The organism is Tenacibaculum sp. Bg11-29 (assembly GCF_002836595.1).
Classification (GTDB): domain Bacteria; phylum Bacteroidota; class Bacteroidia; order Flavobacteriales; family Flavobacteriaceae; genus Polaribacter.
In genome coordinates, this window is sequence record NZ_PJBB01000003.1 from 2,253,965 (window position 1) to 2,273,833 (window position 19,869).

Annotated in this window: 15 protein-coding genes; 7 read left to right on the top strand and 8 right to left on the bottom strand. The window is 31.3% G+C overall.

The genetic code is table 11. The features are described 5' to 3' along the window. Positions 1-43: 43 nt before the first annotated feature. The 3 genes from argC to CXF68_RS10305 are packed head-to-tail and all read right to left on the bottom strand — an operon-like array spanning position 44 to position 2,820. Positions 44-1,021: an N-acetyl-gamma-glutamyl-phosphate reductase gene (gene argC / locus CXF68_RS10295; RefSeq protein ID WP_101044378.1), complete on the bottom strand. Its 978-nt coding sequence runs from the start codon at positions 1,019-1,021 to the stop codon at positions 44-46. A gap of 3 nt (positions 1,022-1,024) precedes the next feature. Then, the gene (locus CXF68_RS10300; protein WP_101044380.1) at positions 1,025-2,203 is read right to left on the bottom strand and encodes an argininosuccinate synthase; all 1,179 of its coding nucleotides are present in this window, start codon (positions 2,201-2,203) and stop codon (positions 1,025-1,027) included. After that, entirely contained in the window at positions 2,200-2,820 is a 621-nt protein-coding gene (locus CXF68_RS10305) for a GNAT family N-acetyltransferase (RefSeq protein ID WP_101044382.1), read from the bottom strand. The genes CXF68_RS10300 and CXF68_RS10305 overlap by 4 nt, the downstream gene beginning before the upstream one ends. 872 nt (positions 2,821-3,692) lie before the next feature. Between CXF68_RS10305 and CXF68_RS10310 the strand changes: the two genes are divergently transcribed. Genes CXF68_RS10310 through ilvA form a run of 6 tightly spaced genes read left to right on the top strand, consistent with a single transcriptional unit; the run spans position 3,693 to position 11,309 of the window. After that, on the top strand, positions 3,693-4,580 hold the full coding sequence (locus CXF68_RS10310; RefSeq protein ID WP_101044384.1) for a branched-chain amino acid transaminase: 888 nt from the start codon (positions 3,693-3,695) through the stop codon (positions 4,578-4,580). A gap of 1 nt (position 4,581) precedes the next feature. Beyond that, entirely contained in the window at positions 4,582-6,261 is a 1,680-nt protein-coding gene (gene ilvD, locus CXF68_RS10315) for a dihydroxy-acid dehydratase (RefSeq protein ID WP_101044386.1), read from the top strand. Between the two features lie 11 nt (positions 6,262-6,272). After that, on the top strand, positions 6,273-8,006 hold the full coding sequence (gene ilvB, locus CXF68_RS10320) for a biosynthetic-type acetolactate synthase large subunit (RefSeq protein ID WP_101044388.1): 1,734 nt from the start codon (positions 6,273-6,275) through the stop codon (positions 8,004-8,006). 2 nt (positions 8,007-8,008) lie between these two features. Beyond that, on the top strand, positions 8,009-8,533 hold the full coding sequence (ilvN, locus tag CXF68_RS10325) for an acetolactate synthase small subunit (RefSeq protein WP_198553794.1): 525 nt from the start codon (positions 8,009-8,011) through the stop codon (positions 8,531-8,533). A gap of 3 nt (positions 8,534-8,536) precedes the next feature. After that, a complete protein-coding gene (gene ilvC, locus CXF68_RS10330) occupies positions 8,537-10,042 on the top strand; it encodes a ketol-acid reductoisomerase (RefSeq protein ID WP_101044392.1) in 1,506 nt (501 codons plus the stop codon). Positions 10,043-10,046: 4 nt separating this feature from the next. Then, positions 10,047-11,309 carry a threonine ammonia-lyase IlvA gene (gene ilvA / locus CXF68_RS10335; RefSeq protein ID WP_101044394.1) on the top strand — a complete coding sequence of 421 codons (1,263 nt, stop codon included), beginning with the start codon at positions 10,047-10,049 and terminating at the stop codon, positions 11,307-11,309. Here the strand turns inward: ilvA and CXF68_RS10340 are convergent. Then, complete coding sequence (locus tag CXF68_RS10340) at positions 11,306-12,484, bottom strand: aspartate aminotransferase family protein (protein ID WP_101044396.1); 1,179 nt, start codon at positions 12,482-12,484, stop codon at positions 11,306-11,308. The genes ilvA and CXF68_RS10340 overlap by 4 nt on opposite strands. An 11-nt stretch (positions 12,485-12,495) precedes the next feature. Then, the gene (locus CXF68_RS10345; protein ID WP_101044398.1) at positions 12,496-14,130 is read right to left on the bottom strand and encodes an OstA-like protein; all 1,635 of its coding nucleotides are present in this window, start codon (positions 14,128-14,130) and stop codon (positions 12,496-12,498) included. A 138-nt stretch (positions 14,131-14,268) separates the two neighbouring features. Between CXF68_RS10345 and CXF68_RS10350 the strand changes: the two genes are divergently transcribed. Continuing rightward, positions 14,269-15,696, top strand: coding sequence for an aspartate aminotransferase family protein (locus tag CXF68_RS10350; protein WP_101044400.1), 1,428 nt, complete (start codon positions 14,269-14,271; stop codon positions 15,694-15,696). Between the two features lie 60 nt (positions 15,697-15,756). Here the strand turns inward: CXF68_RS10350 and CXF68_RS10355 are convergent, their stop codons facing one another. The 3 genes from CXF68_RS10355 to CXF68_RS10365 form a co-directional block, all read right to left on the bottom strand. After that, a complete protein-coding gene (locus CXF68_RS10355) occupies positions 15,757-17,028 on the bottom strand; it encodes an adenylosuccinate synthase (protein ID WP_101044402.1) in 1,272 nt (423 codons plus the stop codon). Between the two features lie 30 nt (positions 17,029-17,058). Next, positions 17,059-17,508, bottom strand: coding sequence for a Fur family transcriptional regulator (locus CXF68_RS10360; RefSeq protein ID WP_101044404.1), 450 nt, complete (start codon positions 17,506-17,508; stop codon positions 17,059-17,061). 75 nt (positions 17,509-17,583) lie between these two features. Continuing rightward, positions 17,584-19,800 carry a bifunctional (p)ppGpp synthetase/guanosine-3',5'-bis(diphosphate) 3'-pyrophosphohydrolase gene (locus CXF68_RS10365; RefSeq protein WP_101044407.1) on the bottom strand — a complete coding sequence of 739 codons (2,217 nt, stop codon included), beginning with the start codon at positions 19,798-19,800 and terminating at the stop codon, positions 17,584-17,586. Positions 19,801-19,869: the final 69 nt, after the last annotated feature.

Below are 19,869 nucleotides of genomic sequence, written 5' to 3' on the forward strand. Positions count from 1 at the left end.
TTTATAGGATTGCTTCGTTTCTCTTGAACTGACATTTCGTTTTCTAAAAATAAGTTGCTTTTAAATTCAGTCCAGCTGTTTCCTCAAACCCGAACATCAAATTCATGTTTTGTACTGCTTGTCCTGAAGCTCCTTTTAATAAATTATCAATAACACTTGTTACGAGTAATTTATTTTCATGTTTGTGTAAGTGAATTAAACACTTGTTGGTATTTACCACTTGCTTTAAATGTATTTCATTATCAGACACAAATGTGAATTTTGCTTCTTTATAATATGTTTTATAAAGTGTTTTTGCTTCTTCTAATGTTCCTTTGAAATAGGTGTAAGCCGTAGCGAAAATTCCTCTAGAAAAATCACCTCTATTTGGCATAAATACAATCTGAGAATCAAAACTAGTTTGTAAATTTTTTACAGATTGATTGATTTCACCTAAATGTTGATGCGTAAAAGGTTTGTAGTACGAAAAATTATTATCTCTCCAAGTAAAATGGGTTGTTGCAGATAAAGAAGTACCTGCACCAGTAGCACCTGTTACAGCATTTACATGTACATCTTTAGTAATTAAATTGGCACTAGCTAATGGAAGCAGTGCTAATTGAATAGCAGTAGCAAAACAGCCTGGGTTTGCAATATGTTTTGCATCTATAATAGCATTTTTTTGTAGCTCAGGTAAACCATAAACGAAGGTTTTTTCTTGAGAAATTTGCTCTTTCTTTAGTCTAAAATCATTTCCTAAATCGATAATTTTTGTAGCGTCAGAAAAAGTATTACTTTCTAAAAATTTCTTAGAATTTCCATGACCTAAACATAAGAACAACACGTTAACATTAGGATTAATTGTATTCGTAAAATTCAACTCTAAACTACCAATTAAATCTTGATGAATATTGCTTATTTTATTTCCTGCGTTTGAAGTACTAAACACAAAGTTTATTTCAACTCTTGAATGATGTATCAATAATCTAATTAATTCACCTGCTGTATAACCAGCTCCTCCAATAATTCCTGCTTGTATCATTTTTTAAGAATTAACTTGTTGATATATTTTGTTTTGATTACCAAGAATTTTAATGAATCCTTTAGCATCATTAGCTGTCCATGCTTTATTTTCTTCTCCATAACTCCCAAATTTTGCATTCATTAAATCATGCTTAGAAGCAATACCATCTAACTGAAAATGGTATGGTTTAAGCGTCACATACACATCACCTGTAACTTTTGATTGACTACTCTCTAAAAAAGCTTCCGTATCTCTCATTACAGGATCTAAATATTGACCTTCATGTAAATGCATTCCATAAAAACTAGAGAGATACTCTTTATGTTGTAGCTGCCATTTTGTGAGTGTATGTTTTTCTAATAAGTGATGTGCTTTGATTGTAATTAGAGCAGCCGCTGCTTCAAAACCAACTCTTCCTTTTATTCCTACAATGGTATCACCTACATGAATATCTCTACCAATAGCATATTTAGATGCTAATTCATTTAATTTTTGAATATTATTTTGTGGTGAATCAACTATAGCGTTCATAGCAATGAATTCTCCATTTTTAAAAGTCATTTTTACTTTTTCTTCTCCGTTCTTTTCTAGTTGAGACGGATATGCTTTTTCAGGTAATGCTTTAGCAGAAGTTAATGTTTCTTCTCCGCCAACACTTGTTCCCCATAAACCTTTATTTACTGAGTATTTTGCTTTTTCCCAAGACAAGTCAATCCCATTATCTTTTAAGTATTGTATTTCTTCTTGTCTAGATAGTTGTTGGTCTCTAATTGGTGTAATAATTTCAATTTCAGGAGCAATAGTTTGAAAAATCATATCAAAACGTACCTGATCATTTCCCGCTCCAGTACTTCCGTGAGCAATATATTTTGCATTAATACTTTTAGCATACTTTGCAATTTCTATTGCCTGAATAATCCTTTCTGCGCTTACAGATAAAGGATATGTATTGTTTTTTAATACATTTCCGTAGATTAAATATTTTACTACTTTTTGATAAAATGTAGCGACAGCATCAATATTCTGATAAGTAGTAACTCCCATTTTATAAGCATTTTTTTCAATATCTTGAATTTCGTTATCTGTAAATCCACCTGTATTTACGCTAACAGCATGAACTTCATATCCAGCTTTTGATAAACTAACGGCACAATATGATGTATCTAAACCTCCGCTGTATGCAATGACTAATTTTTTCATTTTTTATATTTTTTTAAGAAAAGGCTTTCTTTAATTCTCTTTAATCTTTGAAAAACTTTCTCTTTAATTTTTATTTTAGTGTTGTTTTTTTCTTTGATTGATGGATCGTATAACATTCCTGTACATAAACACATTTGTTGTTTTGTTCTTTGTAAAACATCATAGTTTTGACAGGTTTGACAGCCTTTCCAAAAAGATTGATCATTTGTTAATTCTGAAAAAGTAACTGGTTTATATCCTAAATCGCTATTCAATTTCATTACAGGTAAACCTGTTGTTATTGAAAAGACTTTGGCAAAAGGAAATTTTGTTCTCGAATGTTCAAAAACGGTTGCTTTTATTCTTTTAGCCAGCCCTTGTTTTCTGAAATTTGGATGTACAATTAAGCCTGAATTGGCAACAAATTTTCCATGCCCCCAAGATTCGATATAGCAAAACCCCGCGAATTTTTCATTCTCTAAAGCGATAACAGCATTGCCATTTTCTATTTTAGTTATGATATATTCAGGTGTACGCTTAGCAATCCCTGTACCTCTAACATTAGCAGACTCTGCAATAGTGTCACAGATAATTTTTGCGTATATACTATGTGATTTATTAGCAATAACAATTTCCATTGTTCTTGAATTTAAAGAATACCTATATGAATTTTATAAACACTTAAGTGTTTGATAGGTATTGTGTTATTTGAAATGAATTGATTTTTTGGAAAGAAGAACCGGACTCACCTAGGTTCAATAAATTAGATAGCACCCAAAGGGCGACGGCGGAAAATAGGGCGTACAACTGCGGGGCTATTCGAAAGAATAACTACAGATACTATTGATATGAATTTGAAATTGTACAAAGAATAAAAAATAAAAGTTACGTATAAAGAAATATTTGTTTGCTTTTAGCTGCGACGGCGAAAGCGAACAAATGTACTGGGAACAGTACTACGTATTTTATTTTTTTGTGTAATCATATTGCAAACATATAAAATAATTTTAAATTATTAGAAAATAATTTAGATTATTTAAAAAAATAATTTAATATTTGCCTATCGGTTTTTTATAAACGGAGATTAAAACAAAAAATGAATAAACAAATTTTAAATATTATTTCTATTGTAGTCATTGTAATTATTTTACAAGGATAAAGGAAGTATATTTAAAAAAAATAAATATTAAAAGGCTTCCTAAATTTTTAGGAAGCCTTTTTTGTTACAGCAAAATGAATAAAATTTATAACATAGTCATAGTCTTAATTATTGTCATTATTAGCTCACCACCGAGTTGATACAGATGTTTATTGCTATACAATAAAAAAACCTGTGTCAATTTTGACACAGGTTTTTTTTATACGTTGAATAGTATAGATGTTATTTTTTAAATTATTGATAATTAAGTATTTATGTGTTTTTGTTGTGAGATAGGCATCATTAAAATGAAAAGTAAATAGAATTAGTAAAGAAACAATAAAATAATTTTGAATATTAAAAAAGGAGAAGATGTATTATAACGAGGAAAGTGTGATTTTTTACGATGGAGAATTTATCAAAGCAAAAGATGCTACATCAAATCCATACAGTCAAAGCTTGCATTATGGTAATGGAGTATTTGAAGGTATAAGAGCTTATAAAACGAGTGAAGGAACTAAAGTATTTAAATCTGAAGAACATTATAAACGACTTAAATATGGAGCCGAAGTAATGAGTATTGAGTTTAATTATACTGAAGAAGAGCTAACACGATTAACGTATGAGTTGTTGGAAAAAAATAATTTACAAGATGCATATATACGACCTCTAATTGTAGTAGGTGAAAATATGGGTGTATTTTCAGCTAAAGATTCTCAATTAATTATACAATGTTGGGAGTGGGGTAAGTTAATGGGGAATAAACTATTAAAAGTTAAAACATCTAAATTTCAACGCCCAAATCCTAAATCATGCTTTGTTGAAGCAAAAGTAACAGGGCATTACACCAACTCTATTTTAGCGTCAAATGAAGTAAAAGCGGCAGGTTACGATGAGGCTTTGTTGTTAGATATGAATAACAATGTTGCGGAATGTTCTGGGGCAAATATATTTATGGAGAAAGATGGGAAATTATATACACCTCCTAAAGGTCATATTATGGCAGGTATTACACGATCAACAGTAATCGATTTATGTAAAGAAAATGGGATTCCATTAGAAGAAAAGCATGTGACTTTAGAAGAATTAAAAAATATGGACGCTTGTTTTTTTACAGGAACAGCGGCAGAAGTTGTAGGATTAGAATCATTAGATGAGTATCAGTTTCCATTAGCATGGGAAAAATCACACGGATATCAATTAATGAAATTATATAAAAACGAAGTAGTAGGATTACGTAATAAACGTAAAGCAAGTTAAAATGAAATTAAACAAACACAGTAGTAGGTTAACACAAGATGAATCTCAACCAGCATCACAAGCAATGTTGTACGCAGTTGGTTTAACAGATGAAGACATGAGTAAAGCCCAGGTTGGTATTGCAAGTACTGGCTATGATGGTAACCCATGTAACATGCATTTAAATAATTTAGCTGCAGAAGTTAAAATTGAAACAAAAATTGCAGGTTTAGTTGGTTTAGGATTTAATACAATTGGAGTTTCTGATGGAATTTCGATGGGAACTTCAGGAATGAATTACTCGTTAGCGTCAAGAGATATTATTGCCGACTCTATAGAAACGGTTATGAATGCGCAAAGTTATGACGCATTAGTGTCGGTAGTTGGTTGTGATAAAAATATGCCAGGAGCAGTAATAGCAATGTTACGCTTAAACCGTCCATCAATTATGATGTATGGAGGAACAATTGCGTCTGGAAACTATAAAGGAAAGAAACTAAATATTGTTTCTGCTTTTGAAGCTTTAGGACAAAAAGTAGCAGGAGAAATAGAAGAAGATGAGTATAGAGAAATTATAAAAAGAGCAATCCCTGGGGCAGGCGCATGTGGTGGTATGTATACCGCAAATACGATGGCGTCGGCAATAGAATGTATGGGGTTTGCATTACCTTATAACTCATCAATACCAGCAGAAAACCCTAATAAATTATCTGAAGCAGAAAGAACAGCTTTAGCTATTAAAACCTTATTAGAATTAGATTTAAAACCTTTAGATATTATATCTAAAAAATCTTTAGAAAATGCAATGGCATTAGTAAATGCTTTAGGAGGTTCTACCAACGCGGTATTACACTTTTTAGCAATAGCACATGCTGCTGATATTGACTTTACTTTAGAAGATATTCAAAAAGTAAGTGATAGAACTCCATTAATTGCTGATTTAAAACCATCAGGGAAATATTTAATGGAAGATGTTCATGCAGTAGGAGGTACACCAGCCGTTATGAAGTATTTATTAGAGAATGGTTATTTACATGGTGATTGTTTAACTGTTACGGGAAAAACATTGGCTGAAAACTTAGCAAATGTTAAGGCGATGGAATTTGAAGATCAAGATGTAATTCATCCAAAAGATAAAGCTCTAAAAACATCAGGAAATATTCAAATAATTTATGGAAACCTGGCTACTGAAGGAGCTGTTGCTAAAATTTCAGGGAATGAAGGATTACTTTTTGAAGGGAAAGCAGTTGTATATGATGGAGAACAGGCAGCAAATACAGGTATTTCTAACGGAGAAGTAGAAAGAGGTGATGTGGTTGTAATTAGATATGTTGGACCAAAAGGAGGGCCAGGAATGCCAGAAATGTTAAAGCCAACTTCACTTATTATGGGTGCAGGTTTAGGAAAATCTGTAGCATTAATTACTGACGGTCGTTTTTCAGGAGGAACTCACGGATTTGTAGTAGGGCATATTACACCTGAAGCACAATCTGGAGGAACAATTGGTTTACTTAAAACTGGAGATAAAATTAAAATTAGTGCAGAAGACAATTCTATAAATGTATTACTTTCTGATGAGGAATTAGCAGAAAGAAAAGCACAATGGGTAGTACCTGCATTAAAGCATAAAAAAGGAATATTATACAAATACGCAAAAACAGTAGCATCAGCATCTAAAGGATGTGTAACTGATGCATTTTAATAGCTGAAATTATGAATACAAAAACGCAAACAAAACCTGAAATAGCTTCAAAGCAGAAAATACATATTTCTGGAGCAGAAGCTGTTGTAAGATGCTTACTTGAAGAAGGAGCAGATTTAATTTATGGATACCCCGGTGGAGCAATTATGCCTGTATATGATGAGTTATACAAATACCAAGATAAAATTAACCATGTACTTACTCGACACGAGCAAGGAGCCACACATGCTGCACAAGGTTTTGCCAGAGCAACTGGTAAGGTAGGTGTAGCAATTGCAACTTCAGGTCCTGGGGCTACAAATTTAATTACAGGCATCGCAGATGCACAAATAGACTCTACACCAATGGTGTGCATAACAGGACAAGTCGCATCTCATTTATTAGGGTCAGATGCTTTTCAAGAGACTGATATTGTTGGTATTTCTACACCAGTAACTAAGTGGAATTATCAAATAACAAAAGCTTCTGAAATACCCGAAATTTTTGCAAAGGCATTTTATCTCGCAAAATCAGGTCGACCAGGACCTGTATTAATAGATATTACAAAAGACGCTCAGTTTGAAACTTTTGATTTTGAATATGAAAAATGTTCTTCGGTACGTAGTTATAAAGCTAAACCAGAAGTTAGTTTAGAAGACGTAAAATCTGCAGCATCCTTAATTAATAGAGCTAAAAAACCAATGATCGTTTTTGGTCAAGGTGTTATTTTAGGGCAAGCAGAAGAAGAATTTAGAGCATTTATTGAAAAAGCAGATATTCCATCAGCATGGACAATTTTAGGTTTGTCAGCATTACCGACAGATCATGAATTAAATGTGGGGATGGTAGGAATGCATGGTAATTATGCACCTAATGTATTAACAAATGAGTGCGATTTGCTAATAGCAGTAGGTATGCGTTTTGATGACCGTGTTACAGGAGATTTAAGTAGATATGCAAAACAAGCAAAGATTATTCATTTTGAAATAGACCCAGCCGAAATTGATAAAAATGTAAAAGCAGATGTTGCTGTTTTAGGTGATGTAAAAGAGAGTTTAGCTCAAATATTACCACTAATCAATGAAAATAAACACGATCAATGGTTAGAAGAGTTCACGAAGCTAGAAGCTATTGAATTCGAAAAAGTAAAGAAAGAAGATCTGTATCCAACGAAAGATGGTTTAACAATGGGGGAAGTTTTAAAGGAAATAAATATAGCTTCTGGGGGAGATGCTATTATTGTTTCTGATGTTGGACAGCACCAAATGTTTGCTTGTCGTTATGCTAAATTTAATAAAACTAAAAGTAATATTACTTCTGGAGGTTTAGGTACAATGGGGTTTGCGTTACCTGCTGCAATTGGAGCTAAAATGGGAATGCCAGAAAGAGAGGTTGTGATGATTGCTGGTGATGGAGGTTATCAAATGACAATTCAAGAGTTAGGAACTATTTTGCAGAATAAAACAGCAGTGAAAATAGTAGTGCTTAATAATGAGTTTTTAGGAATGGTACGTCAGTGGCAGCAATTATTTTTTGATAAAAGATACGCATCAACAGAGATGACCAATCCAGATTTTGTAGCAATTGCAAAAGGATATAGTATAGATGCAAAAAGAGTTACGAAAAGAGAAGAATTAGCGAGTACTGTTAAAGAAATGATGGAATCTAAAGAAGCTTATTTCTTAGAGGTTTGTGTAGAAAAAGAAAATAACGTATTTCCTATGATAGAAACAGGTGCATCTGTTTCAGATATAAGATTAGAATAATTATGGAAAATAAACAAACATATACAGTTTCTATTTATACAGAAAACAATGTTGGATTGTTAAATAGAATTTCAGGGATTTTTTTAAGAAGACATATTAATATTGAAAGCATGAATATTTCTAAATCAGAAATAAAAAGTGTTTCAAGATTTACACTGTTAGTTAAAGTAACAGAAAGTCAAATAAAAAAGATTATAGGTCAAGTAGAAAAACAAGTTGAGGTTATTAAAGCGTATTACCATACTGATGAAAATACGGTATATCAAGAATCTTGCTTATTTAAATTGAGTTCTAATTTATTAACAGAAAATGACGAAATTCAGACTATAATAAATAGTAGTAAGTCTAGAGTAATTAATATAAATAAAGATTTTTTTGTACTTGAAAAATCAGGGGCTAAAGAAGAAATAGAAGAATTATACCATACGTTAGATCAACATGGTATTATGCAATTTGTTAGATCAGGACGAATTGCAATTACTAAAGACGAAATGAAAATATCAACATTATTATCAATAAACAACTAAAAAATGGCAACAAATTATTTCAATACATTATCATTAGCAGGAAAGTTAGAGCAACTAGCAAAATGTAGATTCATGGACGCTTCAGAATTTTCTGAAGGAGTTAGCGCTTTAAAAGGTAAAAAAGTAGTAATTATTGGTTGTGGAGCTCAAGGTTTAAATCAAGGTTTAAATATGAGAGATTCTGGTTTAGATGTTTCTTACGCTTTGCGTGGTGCTGCAATTGAAGAAAAAAGAGCTTCTTTTAAAAATGCATCTGAGAACAATTTTAATGTAGATACTTTTGAAATATTAATCCCTACAGCAGATTTAGTTTTAAACTTAACACCAGATAAACAGCATACAAGAGTTGTTAAAACAGTAATGCCTTTAATGAAAAAAGGTGCTACATTATCTTATTCTCACGGTTTTAATATTGTAGAAGAAGGAATGCAAATCCGTGAAGATTTAACAGTAATTATGGTTGCGCCTAAGTGTCCTGGTACCGAGGTAAGAGAAGAATATAAAAGAGGTTTTGGAGTGCCAACTTTAATCGCTGTACATCCAGAAAATGATCCTGAAAATAAAGGATGGTCTCAAGCAAAAGCATATGCAGTTGCAACAGGTGGTCATAAAGCAGGAGTATTAGAATCATCATTCGTTGCAGAGGTTAAGTCTGATTTAATGGGAGAACAAACTATTTTATGTGGTGTGTTACAAACAGCTTCTATTTTATCATTTGAAAGAATGGTTGAAGAAGGAATTGATCCTACGTATGCATCTAAATTGATTCAATATGGATGGGAAGTTATTACTGAAGCTTTAAAGCATGGAGGAATAACAAACATGATGGACCGTTTATCAAACCCAGCTAAAATTAAAGCTTTTGAAATTTCAGAAGAATTGAAAACTATTTTAGCACCATTATTTACAAAGCATATGGATGATATTATGTCAGGTCATTTTTCAAGAACAATGATGGAAGATTGGGCTAATGATGATGTTAATTTATTATCATGGAGAGCAGCTACAGGAGAAACTTCTTTTGAAAAAACAACAGCTACAGAAATAGAGTTTAGTGAACAAGAATATTTTGATCACGGTACTTTAATGGTTGCTTTTGTAAGAGCAGGAGTAGAGTTAGCTTATGATAACATGGTGGCATCAGGTATTAAGGCTGAGTCAGCTTATTACGAATCTTTACACGAATTACCATTAATAGCGAATACCGTAGCAAGAAAGAAATTATATGAAATGAATCGTATTATTTCTGATACCGCTGAGTATGGATGTTATTTATTTGATCATGCAGCTAAACCAATGTTAGTTGATTTTATGAAAGATGTTGATACTTCTGTTATAGGTAAATCATTTACATCTTCTAATGAAGTAGATAATTTAGATTTAATTGCTGTAAACAATACAATTCAAGGACATCCAATTGAGGCTATTGGTAAAACATTAAGAGCGTCAATGACAGCCATGAAAACAATAGATCAAGAAGAAGAAAAAGAAGCAGTAGTTTTTCATTAATAATATGCAAGTAAACACCACATATTCACCAACAATAAAGGCAATTAAGGAGGCTGTAGCTACACTAAAAGGTGTAGCTATAGAAACTCCTTTATTTAAAAATTATATTTATTCAGAAAAGTTTAAGGCAAATATTTTCCTTAAAAGAGAAGACCTACAACAGGTTAGATCTTATAAAATTAGAGGAGCATATAATAAAATTAGTTCGATAACTGAAGAGCAACGACGTAATGGAATTGTTTGTGCAAGTGCTGGAAATCATGCGCAAGGTGTTGCTTTTGCTTGTAAGAAACTTAAAATTCATGGTACTATTGTAATGCCAGCTCCTACACCAAAACAAAAAGTAGAGCAAGTTAGAATGTTTGGTGGCGATTATGTTGATATCGAATTATCTGGTGATACTTTTGATGATGCTTATAAGTTTGCAAAACATGTATGTGATACTTTAGGTAAAACATTTGTACACCCTTTTGATGATGAAAAAATTATAGAAGGTCAGGCAACTGTTGGTTTAGAGATGATAAACCAATCTAAAGAAACTATAGATTATGTATTTGTTCCTGTAGGAGGAGGAGGATTAGCTTCAGGGCTGTCTAGTGTATTCAAATTACTGTCTCCAAGTACAAAAATAATAGGAGTAGAGCCAGAAGGAGCACCATCTATGAAAACATCTATTTCAGCCAATAGAAATGTTAGGTTAGAAAAAATAGATAAGTTTATTGACGGTGCAGCAGTACAACAAGTAGGAAATTTAACTTTTGATATCTGTAAAGAAAATTTACATGATATGATAACGGTTCCTGAAGGAAAAGTATGTCAAACCATTTTAGATTTATACAATAGAGAAGCTATTGTAGTAGAGCCAGCAGGTGCTTTAACAATAACAGCTTTAGATTTTTTTGCTGATGAAATTAAAGGTAAAAATGTTGTTTGTGTTATAAGCGGCAGTAATAACGATATAACAAGAACTGCAGAAATTAAAGAACGCGCATTATTATATGGTAAATTAAAGCACTATTTTATCATTCGTTTTCCGCAAAGAGCAGGAGCATTAAAAGAATTTGTAATAGACGTTTTAGGAGAGAACGATGATATTACATATTTTGAATACTCAAAGAAAACGAGTAAAGAAAATGCACCAGCTGTAGTAGGTATTGAGCTTGTTAAGAGTGAAGACTTAGCACCTTTAATAGCTAGAATGAAAACATTAAATTTTTACGGTGAATACTTAAATGATAAACCGAATTTATTTGAATTTTTAGTTTAAAGATTATTTAATTCATTTAAAATAAGATTACATCCTTCGTTAATTTCTTCATCAGAAATAGTTAATGGAGGTGTGATTCTTATAGCATTTCCTTCAAAAAGTAACCAAAATAAAATTAAACCTTTATCTAAACAATTTAAAATAATTTTTGATGCTGCTTCAGGAGATTCAACTAATAAAGCTAACATTAATCCGCGTCCTCTAATTTCTTTAATAGCCGCATGATTTTTAAATTTAGCTCTAATTAATTTCTCTTTTCTTAGTGTTTCTTCGATGAGGTTTGATTCCGTAATTTCTTTTACTGTAGCTAAACCAGCACTTGCAATTACTGGATGCCCACCAAAAGTAGTAATATGCCCTAATTTTGGATCTTCTTTAAGGCAATTCATAATTTCAAAAGAAGCAATAAATGCACCAATTGGCATTCCACCACCTAAACCTTTACCCGTTATAATAATATTAGGAGTAACATTGTAATTCTCAAAGCCCCAAAATTTCCCTGTACGTCCAATACCGGTTTGAATTTCATCTAAAATTAATAAAGCACCAACTTCTTCACAACGTTCTTTTACCTTCGTTAAATAGTTGTTTTTAGGTTCAATAAAACCAGCACCACCTTGAATAGTTTCTAAAATAACACCTGCTGTTTTTGTGGTGATTTTGGTTAAATCAACCTCATTATTAAATTCAATAAATTTAACACCAGGAATTAAAGGGCGAAATGCACGATTTTGTTGTTCAGCACCACAAACACTCATTGCACCTTGCGTATTACCATGATATCCATTTTTAGCAGTAATCATTTCACTTCTACCTGTAAAGCGTTTTGCTAATTTTAAAGCACCTTCGGTAGCTTCAGTTCCTGAATTAACGATGTAAACAGAAGATAAGTTTTCAGGTAATGTTTTTGCTAGTGCCTTGCACAACTCTAGTTGAGGTCTTTGTATAAACTCTCCATATACCATAACATGTGTATAAGAGTCTAATTGATTTTTTATAGCAGTAGTAACTTTGGGGTGATTGTGCCCCAAGGTATTTGCAGATACACCAGCAACAAAATCTAACATTTTTTCTCCGCTAGTATTATATATGTAGCTACCATTAGCATGTGATATTTCAATTGCTAAAGGATGTGGTGTTGTTTGCCCTTGATATTTTAAAAAATCGTCTTTCACTTTAGTTATAGTTATTTGAAATTTGGAAGCTCTAGTTTTTTGCTCTTTTGTTTTTTTACACTTTCTCTAATTAAATTTTCTCTTGCTTTTTTTACCGTCAAATTATTTTTTTTATCATTAGATATAACGGCATTTTTATCTTTTACAAAAATGTCTTCAACTGTTTTAGGTTGTTCATTTTCTCTCCAAATAAAACCTTTAAATTTTTTCTCTTCGGAAGGGAATTTAGAAGGGGGAAACGTTTTTCCTTCGGATTCTTTAAAATACTTTGTTTCAATGATTTCATTTTTTTCTAAAGTAAATTCAATATCACTTGCAATTTCTTTAGTGATAGTTTCTAGCTTCTTACTGTCATCATTTCTATTAAAATATAAAGACTCCGCATTACCCTTAACAAGCATGTTTCTTAAGTCATTTTTTTCAAACTTACCATAAATGTTTCTACCTTTTATTTGATTAAAATTATCATCAGATAAAGAGTCTTTTTGAATCATAAAGGCATTTTGTAATACTTTTAAAGAGTCTAGTTTATTTGTTTTTTTATTGGTTAATAGTTGAATACTATCTCCTGTAATTTGACTTTTACCAGACCATAAAATAGGATTATTAAATAATCGTGTTAAACCTGTTGTTTGGCTTGTGTGAATAGAATCGCATTTTCCTTGTAAATCAGATTTAAAAATTTTTACATTTTTAAAAATTCTTACAATTCTTTTTTCTGGTTTACCTGTTAATAAAATTTTATCACCAGCAACATACATAGAATCTTTATCTAATACGGTAATAGCAACAGCTCTATCAATAATAAAAAGGGAATCTTTTTTTTCGTATAATTCAGCATAATTACCTTTAGTAACCATTTTTTGAAGCGTATCAACAACTTTTATTCGGTTTGTTGCAGAAGCAAAACCTTTACGTTTATCATAGTATAAACTATCGGCAGAAATTGTTCGTTCTTTTAAAAAAAGCTTAGCATTTTTTACAAAGTATGAAATATCTGTATTTGTATCGTAAAAACCTCTTTCAGAATAAATTCTAGTACTGTCTTTTAAATTAGTAACAGTACTTGGTCCGTATAAGTAAGCTAAGTTAGAATTTGTATAATAATCTAAATGATCAGATTCTAAATTATTATCAGGGTTTACTACGGTAACTCTAGATTTAGCAGTAAATTTTTTATCTTTTAAAAAATAAGTTCCTTTAATACTTTTTAAGGTGTTTTTTTTATCACGAATTGTTCCTCCGTTTGGATAATATAAAATTTGATTTACCCTATCGAAATGAAGCGTGTCAGTACTCATTTTCATTTCTTTATCGTTGATTTCAACATTTCCCCAAGATTTTGCTTTTTTAGTAGCTCCATTATAAATAGCAAAATCACTATATTGAATAATACTATCACCTTGCTCTATAACAACTTCTCCTACTGCTTTAAAAATATTTTCTTTCTTATAAAATAAAGCTCTTTGACAATCTAAGGTGGCACCTTCATGTTCCATTTTTACTTTACCGCTAAGTATAGTGGCTCCAGGGTATTTTTCTTCATCAGCAGTACTTAGTTGCGTAGAAAGTATTTTTATTCTTTTTGATTGGGAAGAACTTCCTATAGAGAATAATAAAAAAGTTAAAAGAAATAATTTTTTCAAAGTAACAGTGTTTAGTTAGCAAAAATAATGAAAAGAACGTACCATATTTCTTAATAAACCAATAAAATTATAGAAGGAAAAGAGAGGGTGTCGTTTTTTTAATGATTAATTTTGCAAAAACATTAAAAAAATATTTTTATGAGCGCCCATTTTGATTTATCTCTAGAAGAAATGAAGTCTTATGGTTATAAAATAGTTGACCTTATTGCTGAGCATTGGGATACTATGAACGATAAAAAACCTGTTACTTCTGCTACACGTAAAGAAATGGATAATTTGTTTTTGCAAGAAGCACCTGACGAAGGTATGAATGCAAATGAAGTTTTAGATTTTGTAATGGATAATGTAATACCAAATAGTACGGTTATTTCACATCCAAAAGCATATTCTTTTGTACCAGGACCGAGTAATTTTATTAGTACAATGGCAGATAGTTTGGCTACGGGATTTAATATTTTTTCAGGTGGATGGGTTGCATCTCCTGCCGCAGCAGAACTAGAAATTGTAACAATGAATTGGTTGTTGAAAATGTTTAATTTTCCTGTTGAAAAAGGAGGAGGAATATTTACAAGCGGTGGTTCTATGGCTAATTTAACAGCTTTAGTTACTGCTCGTAGAATTAAATGTGGAGATGATTTTTCGAAAGCAGTTATTTATTTATCAGATCAAGCACATTCTTCAAACATTAAAGCAATTCGTGTATTAGGATTTAAGAAAGAGCAAATACGTGTTTTACCAACTGATATTGAATTTAGAATAAGCATAAATAAATTAAAAAATGCAATAGCAAAAGATAGGCTAGAAGGCTTACATCCTTTTTGTTTTATTGCTTCGGCAGGAACTACAAACACAGGAACCGTTGATCCGTTAGATGAAATTGCAGATATTTGTGAAGAAGAAAACTTATGGTTTCATATTGATGGAGCTTATGGTGGAGCAGCAATTTTATCAAAAAAAGGAGCAAAAGCACTACGAGGAATTGAAAGAGCAGATTCTTTAACTGTTGATCCGCATAAATGGTTTTATCAACCTTATGAAATTGGATGTTTATTGGTGAAAGATTCATCTTGGTTAAGTAGTACTTTTAGTGAAAAACCAGAATATTTAAGAGATATTGAGGGGAATGAGTCTGAGATTAATTTTTATGATTATGGAATTCAATTAACTCGTAGATTTAGAGCTTTAAAATTTTATATGTCTATAAAAACGTATGGTTTAGATACTTTTAAGAAGGCTGTAACTTATAATATTCAGTTAGCTGATGATGTTGAAAAGGTTTTACGTAAGAGTAGATATTGGGAAATTATTTCTCCTGCAACTTTAGCAGTTATTAACTTTAGATATAATCCTATAGGGTTAAACTTATCAGAAAAAGAAATTGATGTTTTAAATCAACAGATTTCTAAAAAAGTAATGGATTCTAAAGAAGCATTGTTGGTCACTACAATTTTAAATAAACAAGTTGTATTACGAATGTGTTTGATTAATCCGAAAACAACAATTGATGATGTAAATGAAACATTAGCATTGTGTCATAAATTTGGACAAGAGATTTTATCAAAATAATTATAAAAAGAAAAAGCCTTCATAAATATGAAGGCTTTTTTATAAAATAAAAATGATAATCTATCTATTAATTGTTTGTTTTCTGTCAGGCCCTACAGATACAACGGTTACAGGAACTCCTGTTTCTTTTTCAATAAAAGCCACGTAGTCTAGTAAGTTTTTTGGTAATTGATCTGCACTAGTCATCTTAGTTAAATCATCTTCCCATCCTTTAAACTCAGTATAGTTTACTGATATGTTTTCAGGTTCAATATTGTAAGGTAAATGTGTAATTTCTTTACCTTTATAATTATAAGATGTACATATTTTTAAAGTATCAAAACCAGAAAGTACATCACCTTTCATCATCATTAATTGTGTAACACCGTTTACATCAACAGCATATTTTAAAGCAACTAAATCTAACCAACCACATCTTCTAGGGCGACCAGTTGTAGCACCAAATTCATGACCAACTTTAGCCATTTCTGCACCATCTTCGTCAAATAATTCAGTAGGAAATGGTCCAGAACCAACACGAGTTGTATAGGCTTTAAAAATTCCGAATACATCACCAATTCTATTAGGTGCAATTCCTAAACCTGTACAAGCACCAGCAGCTGTAGTATTTGAAGATGTTACAAAAGGATATGTACCAAAATCAATATCTAATAAAGAACCTTGCGCTCCTTCAGCTAAAATGGTTTTACCATCTTTTATAGCTGAGTTTAAAAACTCTTCAGAATCTATAAATTGAAGGGTTCTTAATTTTTCGATACCTAAGTCAAATTCAGCTTCTAATTCATCTAAATCATACTCTACTTGAACATCAAAATAAGCAAGCATACTTAGATGTTTCTGAGTTAAAGCTCTATATTTATCCTTCCAGTTATCAAGTTCTAAATCACCAACACGCATTCCGTTTCTACCAGTTTTGTCCATATAAGTTGGACCAATACCTTTTAATGTAGAACCAATTTTTGCTTTACCTTTAGATGTTTCAGAAGCAGCATCTAATAATCTATGTGTTGGTAATATTAAGTGCGCTTTTCTAGAAATTAATAATTTAGAAGTGTAATCTATATTATGTACATCTAAATTTTCTAATTCTTTTTTAAAGATAACTGGGTCAATTACAACACCATTACCAACTACATTTAAAGCGGTTTTATGAAAAATTCCAGAAGGAATTGTGTGTAAAACATGTTTGCTACCATCAAATATTAATGTGTGTCCTGCGTTTGGACCTCCTTGAAATCGTGCAATAATATCGTAATTTCCTGTTAAAACATCTACGATTTTACCTTTTCCCTCGTCTCCCCATTGTAATCCGAGTAATAAATCTACTGCCATCTAGTGTGTTATTAAGTATATTTGTTGTTGTTATTTTTTGTTGCGTTTTGTTCCGTAAAAATAAAGTGAGTGATTTTGAATATCAATATCAAAAACCTCTTCAATAGTTTTTTTGATAACTTGAATTCTAGGATCACAAAATTCTTTTACTTCTCCCGAATCAGTAAATATTACGTGATCGTGATTTTTATCGAAGTAACTTTTTTCATAGCGGGCCATTGATTGACCGTCGAACTGATGCTTTCTAACCAATCCACAGTCTATAAGTAGATCCATCGTATTATAAAGCGTAGCTCTACTTACACGATAGTTTTTGTTTTTCATTTTAATATATAAAGATTCTATATCAAAATGCTCTTCAGCTACGTATATTTCTTGTAAAATAGCATAGCGTTCAGGTGTTTTACGATGCTTGTTTTCTTCTAAAAAAGTAGTGAAAACTTTTTTTACAATTTCTTGATTTTCGACTGAATTACCCATTTACTTTTAAATTTTTTACAAAAGACAAATTTACAGTTATTTATTGATAAAAAAACAAGTAAATTAAAATGATATTTACAATGTATTAACACGTTCTACTTTTTGTACCCCTTCAAGCTTTTTCATATTGTCAATTAACTTATTTAATTGCGCTTTGTTTTTAACACTTAAAGAAAGTTTTCCATCAAAAACACCGTGGTCTCCAGAGATATTAATGCTATGTATAAATACATCCATACTATTCGAAATAATACGAGTAATATTGTTTACAATACCTTTATTATCAATTCCAGATAAATGTAAAATAGCCGTAAAATCTTGCTTAGTAGAGTCTATCCATTTAGCAGGCATAATTCTATATGCATAATTAGATTGCAAAGAAATAGCATTTGGACAATCATTTTTATGTATTTTTATACCTTCATTAATGGTTACAAAGCCAAAAACTTTATCTCCAGGAATAGGGGAGCAGCATTTAGCGAGTGTATAATCTAAAGTTTGTTCATCTTTACCAAAAACTAATGCATCGTATTTGTGAGTAACTTCTTCTTTTTCCGAAAAACCTTTAGAAGGACTTCGTCGAAATGTACTCTTTATGAATCCCATAATTAATCCACTTCTTTGCGCAACAAACTCTTTTAATTGAGTGTTGTCAATAGCACCATTACCTACTCTAAAAAATAAATCGAAACTTGTTTTTAAACCAAAGTAATTAGCGAGTTCGTGAATTATTTTTTCACCTGAACCAATTTTTAAATGACGAAGTTTTCTAAGTAAAATAGCTTTTCCTTCTTCAGCAATTATCTTTTCTTCTGCTTTTAAGGCTGATTTAATCTTGGTACGAGCTCTAGCTGTTAAAACAAAATCTAGCCAGCGTACATTAGGTTTATTATTGCTAGCGGTAAGTACTTCTACTTGATCGCCACTTTTAAGTGCATGACTTAAGGGAACTAACTTTCCGTTTACCTTAGCACCTCTACATTTTAAACCAACATCGGTATGAACAGAAAATGCAAAATCTAAAGCAGTTGCATTTTTGGGCAATGATTTTAAATCACCTTTAGGTGTAAAAACATATATTTCTTTAGCGTACAAATTAAGTTTAAAGTCTTCAACAAAATCAATAGCATTAATACTTTGATTTTCTAAAGTTTCTTTTAAACGATTTAACCATCCGTCAAGACCATTTTCTTTAACGTCATTTTGTTTGTATTTAAAGTGAGCGGCATATCCTTTTTCGGCAATCTCATCCATTCTTTCAGAACGTACTTGCACTTCTACCCATTTTGCTTGAGGGCCAATAACAGTAATGTGTAATGCTTCATATCCCGTTGATTTTGGTTGAGAAATCCAATCACGTAAACGGGCAGGGTTTGGTTTAAAAAAATCGGTTACAATAGAATATATTTTCCAAGCATCAAATTTTTCATCGCCAGAGGTTGGTTCGTAAATAATTCGGATAGCAAATTTATCGTATACTTCATCAAAAGTTACATTTTGCTTTTGCATTTTTTTTCTAATAGAAAAAATAGATTTGAAACGTCCTTTAATATCATAATTAAAGCCTTCCTTATCTAAAGCTTCTTTTAATATGCCTGTAAAGCTGTTAATATATTTTTGTTGATCTTCTTTACTGTCTTTTATTTTGGTAAGAATATCTTTGTAAACTTCAGGTTCTGTATATTTTAAACCTAAGTCTTCTAATTCTGTTTTAATATTATACAAACCTAAACGGTGTGCTAAAGGAGCATAAATATATAAGGTTTCAGAAGCTATTTTTACTTGCTTATGAGGGGGCATTGCATCCATTGTTTGCATGTTATGCAAACGATCGGCAATTTTTATAAGAATTACCCTAACATCATCATGTAAGGTGAGTAGCATTTTTCTGAAGTTTTCAGCTTGTATAGAATAGTCTTGTTCTTTTTTTAAACTTGAAATTTTAGTAAGACCACTAACTATACGTGCTATGTTTTCTCCAAACAAGCGCTCCATATCATCAATTGTATAAGGCGTATCTTCAACAACATCATGAAGTAGGGCAGCGGCAATAGATGTTGCTCCTAAGCCAATTTCATCAGCAACAATTTTAGCAACAGCTATTGGATGAAAAATATATGGTTCACCAGTTTTTCTACGTTGTTCAGAATGTGCCTCAACAGCAATGTCAAAAGCTTTGCGTATCAGCTTTTTATCATCTTCAGATAATGTTTGGTAAGTACCTTTTAATAAGTTTTTATATCTGTTTGCAATTTCTTTATTTTCTTCTTCTATCGTTGCATTATAACTCATACGCTTAAAGATCTTTTATTAGATGTTTCAAAATAAAAATAGTCTAAAGAATTTTACTGAGCAAGTTTT

Bases quoted from the DNA above. Each gene is read 5' to 3' on its own strand.
- argC (WP_101044378.1), bottom strand. From the start codon at position 1,021: ATGATACAAGCAGGAATTATTGGAGGAGCTGGTTATACAGCAGGTGAA.
- CXF68_RS10300 (WP_101044380.1), bottom strand. From the start codon at position 2,203: ATGAAAAAATTAGTCATTGCATACAGCGGAGGTTTAGATACATCATAT.
- CXF68_RS10305 (WP_101044382.1), bottom strand. From the start codon at position 2,820: ATGGAAATTGTTATTGCTAATAAATCACATAGTATATACGCAAAAATT.
- CXF68_RS10310 (WP_101044384.1), top strand. From the start codon at position 3,693: ATGTATTATAACGAGGAAAGTGTGATTTTTTACGATGGAGAATTTATC.
- ilvD (WP_101044386.1), top strand. From the start codon at position 4,582: ATGAAATTAAACAAACACAGTAGTAGGTTAACACAAGATGAATCTCAA.
- ilvB (WP_101044388.1), top strand. From the start codon at position 6,273: ATGAATACAAAAACGCAAACAAAACCTGAAATAGCTTCAAAGCAGAAA.
- ilvN (WP_198553794.1), top strand. From the start codon at position 8,009: ATGGAAAATAAACAAACATATACAGTTTCTATTTATACAGAAAACAAT.
- ilvC (WP_101044392.1), top strand. From the start codon at position 8,537: ATGGCAACAAATTATTTCAATACATTATCATTAGCAGGAAAGTTAGAG.
- ilvA (WP_101044394.1), top strand. From the start codon at position 10,047: ATGCAAGTAAACACCACATATTCACCAACAATAAAGGCAATTAAGGAG.
- CXF68_RS10350 (WP_101044400.1), top strand. From the start codon at position 14,269: ATGAGCGCCCATTTTGATTTATCTCTAGAAGAAATGAAGTCTTATGGT.
- CXF68_RS10355 (WP_101044402.1), bottom strand. From the start codon at position 17,028: ATGGCAGTAGATTTATTACTCGGATTACAATGGGGAGACGAGGGAAAA.
- CXF68_RS10360 (WP_101044404.1), bottom strand. From the start codon at position 17,508: ATGGGTAATTCAGTCGAAAATCAAGAAATTGTAAAAAAAGTTTTCACT.
- CXF68_RS10365 (WP_101044407.1), bottom strand. From the start codon at position 19,800: ATGAGTTATAATGCAACGATAGAAGAAGAAAATAAAGAAATTGCAAAC.